Here is a 10,448-nt window from a genome sequence, read left to right on the forward strand (position 1 = left end):
CATCGTGTCTCGCTTTCCAATTGAGCATTGATCAAGCGATCCAGACTGCGCTGGCCCTTGAAGTTGTGATGTAACGGCATTATTGTAATATCAATAGCTGGCACGGCCTGGGTCACCCAGTGTGTCGATCATCACGATTAAGGAAGCGATATGAGTAACGCGCTGATGGGCTCCATCGACGTGCACGGACACTTCTCCTCGGGCGGCGGGCCGCTCCAGGTGGATCCGAACTCCTTCGAGGCCAGCCTGTTCGTGGCGCCGCCCGCCTCGTCATGGAGCGTCGAGGACGCGCTCCGCTTCATGGACGATCGCGGAATCGCCACGCAGCTGCTTTCGTCGGCGAGCGTTCTTCCGCCCGAGCAAGCCCGCTTCGACAACGAGTTCGCCGCGGATGTCGTCCAGCAGTATCCGCAGCGGTTCGGCCTCCTGGCGAACGTGCCGATGCAGGACTCCGCGGCCGCTCTGGCCGAGATCGAGTATGCCGCCACCGAATTGTCGGCGGATGGTTTCGTGATCGCGACGAACTACGACGGGCGCTACCTCGGCGATTCTTCCTTCGATGCCGCGTTCGCGGAGCTGAACCGCCGCCGTGCCACGGTGTTCGTGCATCCCGTTCATCCCGCGGGATTTCGCGCTGTCGCGTGCGGGCGCCCCGGCCCGGTCCTGGAATTCACCTTCGACACCGCGCGCACGATCGTCGATGCGATCTTCGCCGGAGTGTTCCAGCGGTACCCGGACATGCGGGTCATCCTTTCCCACGGCGGCGGTGCGCTGCCCACCGTGGCGGGGCGTGTCGCGTCGGCCGGAACGATGCCGTTCGTCCGGCACGACGAATCGGTCACGGCCGAATCCATCCGCGCGCAGATCCGGCGCCTCTACTACGACACCGCCATCGCAGGCGGCCCGGAGTCCATCCTGCCCGTGCTCGAGGTCGCCGGAGCCGACCAGGTGGTGTTCGGGACCGATTTCCCGCCGGCGAGCCCGGGCGTGATCGATAGCACCATGCACGCCCTGCGCACCGGCGGCGTACTGACGGACAAGCAGCTCGCGGCGATGCGCGATACCACGCTGTCGCTGTTCCCGGCCCTGGCAGCACGTCTCGCGTGACGTCGCACGACTCATCCGTTCGCACCGCGGCGATGTGGAGGAAGAACATGGTGATGGTGAAAACCGGTGGCAGCTGCCCGGTGCAGCGGACGAGCGGAGTGCTGCCGTGGTAGCGCACCGCGTGGTTCGCCTGAGCAGGCAGGTCCCGGATCTGGAGGCGGCGCGCCGCTTCTACCGGCAGTTCGGGCTCGAGGAGACCGCTCCCGGAGTATTCGCGTCGGTGCTCGGCGGCGATCAGCTCTTCTTGCGAGAAGGTCCCCGGCCCGCCATCGACGCGATCGTCCTCGGAGTCGACTCCGAGGACGACATCCACGGCATCCGGGCCCGGCTCGAATCGCGTGGTGTCACCGTGGACGTCGAGGGCGCGGCGATCTCGGCGGTCGAGCCGATCACGAACCTGCGCTTCGAGTTCCTGGTGGCCAACCGGCTGGAGCCCGATCCGGTCATCGCGCCGAGAACGACTGCGGACCGGGCCGACCTGGTGCCGCGCGAAGCGGTGCGTCCGCTGCGTCTGGGGCATGTCGTGCTCGGTTGCACGGATGTCGAGGCGGCCAAGGGGTTCTTCCTCGACGGCATCGGCATGCGGCTGAGCGACTACGTCACCGGCGGCCCGTTCATGCGGTTCGAGACCGACCACCACAACCTGGTGCTCGTGCCTGCGCCGATGACCCTGCTGCACCACACGGCGTGGAAGGTTCGCGGTATCGACGAGATCGGCTACGGCGGCTCGCAGATGATCGAGAACCACCCGGAGCGGCATGCCTGGGGCCTGGGCAGGCACGCGGCATCGGCCAACTACTTCTGGTATCTCAAAGACCCCGCGGGGGCGTTCGCGGAGTACTACTACTCGGAAATGGACGAGCTGGCCGACTCGCCGTCCTTCTGGGATCCGGTGCCGGAGAGCGAGGGGCTCCCCGTCGCCGTGTGGGCATCGCCGCCGCTGACCGAGCGTCCGCTGGTCCCGGAGGCCATGCCTGCCCCGATCCTGACGGCGGACGGCCGATGAGTTCCCGTCCCGATGTGATCGTGATCGGCTACGGTCCGACCGGAATGGCGCTCTCGGCGCTGCTGGCGCAGAGCGGCCACGACGTGGTGGTGCTGGAACGCTTCGACGGGCTGTTCAATCTGCCGAGGGCGGCCACGTTCGACGACGAGACGATGCGGTTGTTCCAGAAGCTCGGCATCGCCGACGAGGTCATGCGGGGCACGAGGGTCCAGGTCGAGTACGACTGGTGCAATGCCGAGGGCCGGGTGCTCATCCGGCATCTCTTCGCCGAGCGCGGGGTTTCGGGATGGCCGCAGGGCCTGATGATGTTCCAGCCGCGACTCGAGGAGTGCCTGGACCGCCTGTGCCGGGGCACCGGCCGCATTCGAGTGCTCGGTGGCCACCGGGTCACCGGGGTCGAGCAGGACGAGCGGCAGGCCACGGTCACCGCGGTGACCGCCGCCGGGAACAGCCGCGCCTTCTCGGCGCCGTATGTCATCGCCTGTGACGGTGGCAACAGCACGGTGCGCGAGCTGCTCGGCATCGCGCTCGACGATCTCGGATTCCGGCAGCCGTGGCTGGTCTGCGACTTCGAACTGAAGCGCGCCGTCGACCTGCCGAATGCCCAGCAGCTGGGCGACCCCGAGCAGCCGACCTCCATCGTGTCCATCGGCCTCGATCACCACCGCTTCTCGTTCATGATCGACGATCCCAAGGCCGCGGGGGAGGTCTCCGCGGAGGAGGTCTGGCGCAAGGTTTCGCGCTGGATCGGTCCCGATGACGCGGAACTCATTCGGATCGCCCCCTACGTCTTCGACTCGCGCGTGGCCGTGACCTGGGGCCGGGGCCGCATCTTCCTGGCGGGGGACGCGGCGCACCAGATGCCCCCGTTCCTGGGGCAGGGGATGTGCTCGGGTATCCGCGACGCGCACAACCTCGCGTGGAAGCTCGACCTGGTCCTGTCCGGTCGAAGTGACGAGTCCCTGCTGTCGACGTATCAGCCCGAACGCGCCCCGCACGTCCGGGGGATCACGCTCAAGGCCGTCGAGCTCGGTCGAATCCAGACCATTCGGGATGTGGCGGCGGCGGCGGCGCGCGATGCGGAGCTGTTGAGTGGTGACTCGATGAACGTCCGCCCCGCGGCGTTCGTCTCTCCCGCCTATGAGAACGGCTTCCTGAGTTCGAGGGGTGCGGACGCCGCGCGCGGAGAGCTGTTCCCGCAGGCGGTCGTTCGCTCGGAAGACGGAGCTCGGCAGCGTCTGGACGACCTGGCAGGCCCCGGATTCGTGCTGATCGTCACCGATCCGTCGGTGCTCGCGGGGGCAACGGCCGCGGACTGGGCGGGTGCCGGGGTTCCGATCCTGTCTCCCGCGACCGCGACCGGGCCCCGGACCGACGGTGTCACACCCGTGGCGGATATCGACGGGATCTACGAGGCGTGGTTCCGGGAACGGAACTGTGTCGCGGTCCTGGTACGCCCCGATCGCTACGTGTTCGGATCCGCCGGCGACCGGGGTCAGCTCGCCGTGCTCCTGGACGAGTTCTCCGCACGGGTTCACCACCACGAGGATCGCGCGACCGCGGAACATCCGGCGTCGATCTAGAGCGCCGTCCGCGCCCGCGGGGCCCGGGCGGGCGATCCGCGTTACCCATCCCACCGAGGAAAGTCAGGTTCGGCATGAGAATTGCCAATAACAACGGACGCGCAGTGCTGCTGACGAAGTCCGGCCCGATCGATGTCAACGAGGCGAGCGCCGGCGAGTTCGGGCCCGGTCCGGTCGCCGTGCTCGAACGCTGGGCGGAGTTCCGTGCCTGGGTGGACGCCGAACACGCGGGCACCGGGAGTATGAGCGAAGCCGATCAGGCGGCGTGGCTGGGCACCGTCTCGGAGCTGGGTGCGCCGAGCCCCCGCCCCAGGCAGGTGTTCGCCGTCGGCCTCAACTACCGCGGGCACATCGCGGAGGCCGGGATGGATCTGCCCGGGCAGCCGCTCGTGTTCACCAAGTACGCGTCGTGCATCGTCGGCGGCGATCAGACCACCGAGCTTCCGCGCGGCGGGGTGGACTGGGAGGTCGAACTCGCCGTCGTCATCGGAAGCCACGCCTACCGAATCGACGAGGACCAGGCATGGGCTGTCGTGGCCGGCCTGACCGTGGGACAGGATCTGTCCGAGCGGACCCTCCAGCACTCCGGCCCCGCGCCGCAGTTCGGCCTCGGGAAGTCCTTCCCCGGCTTCGGGCCGACCGGCCCGGTGCTGGTGACCCCCGACGAGCTGCCGGACCCGAATGACCTGGCCATCGGCTGCTCGATCAACGGCGAGGTCGTGCAGCAGGATCGGACGGGGGGGATGGTGTTCGGGGTAGCCGCCCTGGTCTCCTGGCTGTCGCAGATCGTACCGCTCTACCCGGGCGACCTGATCTTCACCGGTACCCCTTCCGGCGTCGGTGCGACCCGTACCCCACCGCGCTTTCTCGAGGTCGGCGACGAGCTGGTCAGCTGGATCGAGGGCGTGGGATCCATCCGGTCGAAGTTCGTCGGTCCCCGCTACGCCGGACCGGCACTGGTCTGACGCGCGTGTGCCCGGGGCGCCTGTGTGCGGCCCGGGCACATCCGTCAGCGGCTGCGAACTGTACGAATTCGATGTTGACGCGCAGGGCTCCTGCCCGGTCCGCAGGGGGACCGGGCAGGAGCCCTGCACGGCGGGCCGGTGCGGCCCGCCGTGCACTCACTGATTGGCGTAGGCCTCGATGTCGGCGATATCGGCGCACTCTTCGCGCCACCAGACGGGCCGTCGGCCGTCGGGAACGTCGTCGGGCACGATCGCCAGGCAGGCGATGGTGGTCCGGCCGATCTCCTCGAGGGCCCGCACGGTGAACCACCACGTCCATGCCACCGCGAAACGCCAGTGCGAATGATGCACGTCCATTTCCACTCTCCTGCGAGTGCCCCGGCGCCGAGCGTCCGGGGCACGACCTGGTTCAGCCTGCGGTGATATTGCGGGCCAGGGCTTCGGCGATCTCGGCATCGGATCGAACCGAGAGACCGGTGTCCGCCAGGAGCCGGCGGATCTCACGGATCTCGAACTTGTGGGGGCGGGGCATCGGAGCCCGCATGAGCGGGTTCTCGATGAATCCCCGCAGCCAGGTGGCGACCTTGTAGCGGATGTGCAGGCGGCCGTAGTCGGCGAAGATGTACTCGTGCAGCGCGGAGAGGCCGGAGTGCCAGATCTCGGTGGCGCGCACGACGTCTCCGGCGCGCCAGGCCTCGATGTGCTGGATCATCGGCTCGATGGCGTAGTTGAAGGCGCCGGAACTGGTTCCGTCGAACGCACCGTCGGCGAGATTCTCGTGCATGTACACGGCCAGCGCCGAGTAGATCCCGACCTCGCGGTCCGCGGCGCGGATGACGCGGGTGATAGCTCGGTACCCGTCGTAGTTGTAGGTCATCTTCCAGCCCACCACCTGCGGGACCTCTTCGATGATCCGGCGGGTGATGCCGGCCCCGAGCCCGGGGCCGAACTGCTGGGTCACGCGCCCGACAGGATGCAGGACCTGTGGTAGATCGACCTCCGCGGCGATGGCCTTGAGAATGTCGATGAACACCTCCGGGTAGGCGTCGGGATTCCACGCCAGGGTGATGTCACCGGCCCCGATCGGTGGAAAGACGAACAGGCCGTCGACGCCGAGTTCGGCTGCGTCCGCCGCGCATTCGACGTAGCCCGCGGTGGTCACGTGCACGACGCCTGCCAGGACCGGGGTGCGCCCCGCCACCTCGTCGAGAACGACCCGGACGACCTCGTTCCGTTCCTCGCGGTCGAGCGTGTAGAGCTCCCCGGCTTCGGGGTTGGCGATGATCGCCACCCCCGCCTCGATGTTCGCCGGGGTCAGGAAGACGCGGAGCAGCCTGCGGTAATCCTCCCAGTCCGGCGCTCCGTCGGGCCCGAAGGGGAGGACGGGGGTGATGAACAGATTCTTGAAAGGGACGTGGGAAGACACGGAATCTCCATGGGTGGAAGGAAAGTGTTGTCGATCACATGCAACCCGACACCCTCGTCAGTAGTCCAAAAGATAATCGAGATGTTCAGATATTCACGGAATGTATGATGGGAATCGTGGACAGTCGGCTCGCCAATCTCGATCTGAATCTGCTGGTTCCGCTGCAGGCGCTGCTCCGGGAACGGCACGTCACGCGGGCGGCCGCGCAGGTCGGCATCACCCAGCCGGCGATGAGCAACGCGCTGCGGCGCGCGCGGCACGCACTCGGCGACGAGTTGCTGACGCGGTCGAAGTCCGGGTACACGCTCACACCCCGGGCCGAGATGGTCCGGGAGACGATCGACGACGTCCTCCGCATCATCGACGTGGAAATTCTCCGGAGCCGGCGCTTCGATCCGGCATCGAGTGCGCGCCGGTTCGTCATCGGCGCGTCGGGTGCGACGGTCTATGCCGCGGTGCGACCCGTGATCGCGCGCGCGGTCGCGGCGCGGCTCCACGTTTCGTTCGCGATCGTGAATCTCATCCGCGATGTCGACTCGATTCTGGACCGCCCGGATGTGGATCTGGTGCTCCTGCCGGAAGTGGTCCCCACCGAGCATGCCCGCGAGCGTCTCTACGACGAGACCTGGTCGCTGGTCGTCAGCGCGGACAACCGGCTCGTCGGCGACCGGGTCTCCATCGACGAACTGGCCGAGTTTCCCCGCGTCGTGTACGCCTCCGACGGGCTGCGCACTCACGCCGAACTCGCGCTCGCGTCGATCGGCGGTCCGTCCCGATCGTCGGTCGTCGGCGATGACTTCTGGTCACTGTTCCACCTCATCGCGGGTACGCCGCTGGTCGGTTGTGTGCAGACCACGATCGCCCGTCGGCTGGCCGCCGGGAACGGGCTGCGGATCGTGGCGCCGCCGATGCCGCTGCCCGGTTTCGGCATCGATATGGTCCGGAGTCCGCTTCGGCGTACGGATCCTGCCGTCGACTGGTTGATGGGCGAATTGCGCGAAGCGGCCCGGCGCGAGCCGATCGCGTAGGCCGGCCGGAACGCCGGCCGGCGGTCGCCTTCGCCGGTTCGGTCGCCGAGCGGCTCCTTCTGGCGGCGGATGGGCAGCGGCGGCGGGAGAAACCTTCGCGAGGGCTTGACAGGTCCCCTGATTGCCCTGATCATTCAGTGACCACCACCACAAACATTATTATATTACCGATGTGGAACGGAGTTCGAATGAGCCGCCTGGCAGGCAAAGTAGCGTTCATCACGGGTGTCGCCCGGGGTCAGGGACGGTCTCACGCCGTCCGGATGGCCGAGGAGGGCGCCTCCATCATCGGCGTCGACAGCCTGACCGATGTCGACGTGGCCCCGTACTCGATGGCGACCAAGGAGGACCTGGCCGAGACCGTCGCGCTGGTCGAGAAGGCCGGCGGCAAGATCATTGCCAAGCAGGCGGACGTCCGGGATCAGGCGGCGCTCGACGCCGCCGTCGCCGAGGGCGTCGACACCTTCGGCTTCCTGGATATCGTCTGCGCGAACGCGGGCATCATGCCGTCGATCGTGCCGTCCTGGCAGTGGACGGAAGCCGACTGGCAGGCGACAATCGACATCGATCTCGGCGGAGTCTGGCGGACCACCAAGGCCGCGATCCCGGCGATGCTGGCAGGCGGACGTGGCGGTTCGATCGTCCTGACGAGTTCGGCGATCGGGCTGAAGGCCGTTCCCGGATTGGTGGGCTACGTCGCCGCCAAAGCGGGCATGGTCGGCCTCATGCGCACCCTCGCGTTGGAGCTGGGGGCGCAGGGGATCCGGGTGAACTCGGTGCACCCGACCTCGGTCGGTACCGACATGATCTTCACGGACGACCTCTACCGGGCATTCCGGCCGGATCTCGAGTCCCCCACGGTCGAGGACGTGGAGCCCATCCTGCGGTCCACGACGCTGCTCGGCATCCCCTGGGTGGAGCCCGCCGACGTCACGGACGCCATCGTCTGGCTCGCCTCCGACGAGGCCAGGTACGTGACCGGCGTCACCCTGCCGATCGACGCGGGCAACGGGGTGAAGTGATTCCGTCCGGCCGAGCAGTGGGCGCATGGCGCCCTCGCACAACTCGTTTGCCAGGTGAGGAACACTAGACAATGACTACTTCGGCCTCGGGCCACGACTCTTCCCGGGAACCGGTGTGGGTTCCGCGGCCGGATGATGTCGCCGGTTCTCGTATCGGTGAGTTCGGTGAATTCGTCCGTGAGCGCAGTGGGGTCGGTTTCGCCGGCTATCAGGATCTGTGGCGCTATTCGATCGAGCACCTCGGCGAGTTCTGGGCTGCGGTGTGGGATTTCTTCGACATCATCGCTGAGGGGGAGCCCGAACGGCCGGTCGTCGGTGAGGTGATGCCGGGCGCGCGCTGGTTTCCCGGTGCCCGGTTGAATTATGCCGAGCACGCCCTGCGGCATTCCGGTCCGGGTCCGGCGGTCGTCGCTGTGGGTGAGGACGGGACCGAGACCGAGCTCGGGTGGGACGAGTTGCGTCGTCAGGTGGGGGCGGTCGCGCGATGGTTGCGTGCCCAGGGGGTGGGGCGTGGTGATCGCGTGGTGGGTTACCTGCCGAATACCGCGCACACGGTGGTCGCGTTTCTCGCGACGGCGAGTATCGGCGCGGTGTGGTCGGCGTGTGGTCAGGATTACGGGGCCGCGGGTGCGGCCGCGCGGTTCGCGCAGCTCGATCCCGTCGTGCTCTTCGCCGCGGACGGGTATTCGTGGAACGGCAAGTCCCACGATCGTGGCGGCGAGGTCTCGGCGTTGCGTGAGTCGTTGCCGACGGTGCGGGCTGTTGTGGGTGTCCCGATTCTGGGAGCCGGTGCGGGTGTGAGTGATGCGTATGCGTGGGACGATGTCGTGGCGGGGGAGGCGGTGCTCGAGTTCACTCGCGTGGAGTTCGATGATCCGTTGTGGGTGTTGTATTCGTCGGGGACCACGGGTGTGCCGAAGGGGATCGTGCACGGTCATGGTGGTGTGGTGCTCGATCATCACAAGTTGCTGGGGTTGCACAACGATGTGCGGGCCGGTGATCGTTTCTTCTGGTACACCACGACCAATTGGATGATGTGGAATATGGTCGTGTCGGGGCTTCTGCTCGGTGCGACGATCGTCTGTTACGACGGGAGCCCGGGTTTCCCGGGGCCGGGGCGGTTGTGGGAGATCGCCGCGAAGTATCGGGTCGGAGTTTTGGGCGTGAGTCCCGGCTATCTGCTCGGCTGCGCCAAAGCCGGGCTCGAGCCGGGCCGTGATCTCGATCTGGGTGGGTTGCGGATCGTGGGGTCGACCGGTGCGCCGTTGCCGGAGCAGTCCTATTTCTGGGTGCGGGATCATGTCGGTGCCGGTGTGCAGGTGGCGTCGGTGACCGGGGGTACCGATGTGGTCAGTGGTTTCGCGGGTAGTGCTCCGAGTACGCCGGTGTGGGCGGGGGAGATCTCCGCGCCGCTGCTGGGGGTGGCGTTGCAGGCGTGGGATGGTGATGGTGAGCCGGTGGTGGGTGAGGTGGGGGAGTTGGTGGTGACCCGGCCGATGCCGTCGATGCCGGTGTTCTTCTGGAACGATCCGGATGGGTCCCGGTATCGGGAGGCGTATTTCGGGGTGTATCCGGGGGTGTGGCGCCACGGTGACTGGGTCACGGTGACCGAGCGTGGCTCGGTGGTGATCTCGGGGCGTTCGGATGCGACGCTGAACAGGCAGGGTGTGCGGTTGGGCAGCGCCGATATCTATGAGGTCGTGGAGAGCATGCCCGAGGTCGACGAGGCGCTGGTGGTCGGTGCCGAGCTCGGCGGGGGTGGGTATTGGATGCCGCTGTTCGTGGTGCTCGCCGCTGGTGAGACACTCGATGAGGTTCTGCGTGGTCGGATCAACGACCTGATCCGTACGAAGGCGTCACCGCGGCATGTGCCCGACGACATCATCGCTGTTCCCGCTATCCCGCATACGCGGACCGGGAAGAAGGTCGAGATCCCGGTCAAACGCATCGTGCAGGGCGCGGACGTGAACCGCATCATCGGCTCCGACACCGTCGACAACGTCGAAGCCCTGCACTACTTCGCCCGATTCCAGGCCGCGGGACGGACTCCGTAACAGCTGATGCCGCTACGGCTGTCCACCCGATTTCTGCACCTCATCTCGAAGGGATGTCCGATGTCCTCGAAGGTTCTCGTCGCCAAGCGGGGCGAGATAGCGATCCGCGCGTTCTGCGCCGCTTACGAGCTGGGCGCGGCGACAGTGGCAGTTCCCGTACGAGGATCGCAAACTCTCCACATCGGCTGAAGGCCGACGAGGCCTACAAGATCGGTGAAGCCGGGCACCCGGTGCGCATCTACCTCGGCGTCGGGGGC

At 67.3% G+C, this 10,448-nt stretch carries 9 protein-coding genes and 1 pseudogene; 8 read left to right on the top strand and 2 right to left on the bottom strand.

The genetic code is table 11. The features are described from left to right. The first annotated feature begins 150 nt into the window (after positions 1–150). The 4 genes from NS4_RS30540 to NS4_RS30555 all read left to right on the top strand — a co-directional run bounded on the left by NS4_RS30540 (position 151) and on the right by NS4_RS30555 (position 4,661). Positions 151–1,107 (top strand): amidohydrolase family protein, encoded by a 957-nt coding sequence (locus NS4_RS30540; protein WP_063062936.1) that lies wholly within the window; start codon positions 151–153, stop codon positions 1,105–1,107. Positions 1,108–1,213: 106 nt separating this feature from the next. Then, positions 1,214–2,113, top strand: coding sequence for a VOC family protein (locus NS4_RS30545; protein WP_169811836.1), 900 nt, complete (start codon positions 1,214–1,216; stop codon positions 2,111–2,113). Next, positions 2,110–3,696 (top strand): bifunctional 3-(3-hydroxy-phenyl)propionate/3-hydroxycinnamic acid hydroxylase, encoded by a 1,587-nt coding sequence (locus NS4_RS30550; protein ID WP_063062938.1) that lies wholly within the window; start codon positions 2,110–2,112, stop codon positions 3,694–3,696. The genes NS4_RS30545 and NS4_RS30550 overlap by 4 nt, the downstream gene beginning before the upstream one ends. A gap of 74 nt (positions 3,697–3,770) precedes the next feature. Next, a complete protein-coding gene (locus NS4_RS30555) occupies positions 3,771–4,661 on the top strand; it encodes a fumarylacetoacetate hydrolase family protein (RefSeq protein WP_063062939.1) in 891 nt (296 codons plus the stop codon). A 156-nt stretch (positions 4,662–4,817) separates the two neighbouring features. Here NS4_RS30555 and NS4_RS30560 read toward each other — a convergent pair whose 3' ends face one another. Both NS4_RS30560 and NS4_RS30565 read right to left on the bottom strand, forming a co-directional pair. After that, a complete protein-coding gene (locus NS4_RS30560) occupies positions 4,818–5,018 on the bottom strand; it encodes a hypothetical protein (RefSeq protein ID WP_063062940.1) in 201 nt (66 codons plus the stop codon). 52 nt (positions 5,019–5,070) lie between these two features. Then, positions 5,071–6,087 (bottom strand): dihydrodipicolinate synthase family protein, encoded by a 1,017-nt coding sequence (locus tag NS4_RS30565; RefSeq protein WP_063062941.1) that lies wholly within the window; start codon positions 6,085–6,087, stop codon positions 5,071–5,073. 116 nt (positions 6,088–6,203) lie between these two features. On the opposite strand from NS4_RS30565, the gene NS4_RS30570 reads away from it, so the two are divergent. From NS4_RS30570 to NS4_RS31855, 4 genes and pseudogenes are all read left to right on the top strand, one after another. Beyond that, a complete protein-coding gene (locus tag NS4_RS30570; RefSeq protein WP_169811837.1) occupies positions 6,204–7,115 on the top strand; it encodes a LysR substrate-binding domain-containing protein in 912 nt (303 codons plus the stop codon). A 188-nt stretch (positions 7,116–7,303) separates the two neighbouring features. Further along, entirely contained in the window at positions 7,304–8,137 is an 834-nt protein-coding gene (locus tag NS4_RS30575; protein ID WP_063062943.1) for a mycofactocin-coupled SDR family oxidoreductase, read from the top strand. Positions 8,138–8,208: 71 nt separating this feature from the next. Beyond that, complete coding sequence (locus tag NS4_RS30580) at positions 8,209–10,191, top strand: acetoacetate--CoA ligase (protein WP_063062944.1); 1,983 nt, start codon at positions 8,209–8,211, stop codon at positions 10,189–10,191. A gap of 60 nt (positions 10,192–10,251) precedes the next feature. Next, positions 10,252–10,448: pseudogene (locus NS4_RS31855) on the top strand (biotin carboxylase N-terminal domain-containing protein); the annotation flags it as partial.

Source organism: Nocardia sienata NBRC 100364 (assembly GCF_001613205.1).
Classification (GTDB): Bacteria; Actinomycetota; Actinomycetes; order Mycobacteriales; family Mycobacteriaceae; genus Nocardia; species Nocardia sienata.

Coding starts and splice junctions, on each gene's coding strand:
- NS4_RS30540 (WP_063062936.1), top strand. CDS start 151: ATGAGTAACGCGCTGATGGGCTCCATCGACGTGCACGGACACTTCTCC.
- NS4_RS30550 (WP_063062938.1), top strand. CDS start 2,110: ATGAGTTCCCGTCCCGATGTGATCGTGATCGGCTACGGTCCGACCGGA.
- NS4_RS30555 (WP_063062939.1), top strand. CDS start 3,771: ATGAGAATTGCCAATAACAACGGACGCGCAGTGCTGCTGACGAAGTCC.
- NS4_RS30560 (WP_063062940.1), bottom strand. CDS start 5,018: ATGGACGTGCATCATTCGCACTGGCGTTTCGCGGTGGCATGGACGTGG.
- NS4_RS30575 (WP_063062943.1), top strand. CDS start 7,304: ATGAGCCGCCTGGCAGGCAAAGTAGCGTTCATCACGGGTGTCGCCCGG.
- NS4_RS30580 (WP_063062944.1), top strand. CDS start 8,209: ATGACTACTTCGGCCTCGGGCCACGACTCTTCCCGGGAACCGGTGTGG.